This is a genomic window from Paenibacillus sp. FSL R7-277, assembly GCF_000517965.1.
Taxonomy (GTDB): Bacteria; Bacillota; Bacilli; order Paenibacillales; family Paenibacillaceae; genus Paenibacillus_AQ; species Paenibacillus_AQ silagei.
Window position 1 is genome coordinate 1 of record NZ_ASPX01000098.1, and the last position, 218, is coordinate 218.

The window sequence follows — 218 nt, forward strand, 5'->3', positions numbered from 1 at the left end:
GTACCCATCCCGAACACGACCGTTAAGCCCTCCAGCGCCGATGGTACTTGGACCGAAGGGTCCTGGGAGAGTAGGACGCCGCCAAGCGAACAATCAATTCATTGATTGTTTCACTAATGCAAGTTTTGTTATATGGGCTTTTAGCTCAGTTGGTTAGAGCGCACCTCTGATAAGGGTGAGGTCGGTGGTTCGAGTCCACCAAGGCCCACCATATAACA

The 218-nt window shown here is 51.4% G+C and carries 1 tRNA gene and 1 rRNA gene; both read left to right on the forward strand.

What is annotated here, in order from left to right:
- Positions 1-87: ribosomal RNA gene (rrf, locus tag C173_RS33100) — 5S ribosomal RNA — on the forward strand; the annotation flags it as partial.
- Positions 88-134: 47 nt separating this feature from the next.
- Positions 135-211, forward strand: a tRNA-Ile gene (locus C173_RS27075).
- Positions 212-218 lie beyond the last annotated feature (7 nt).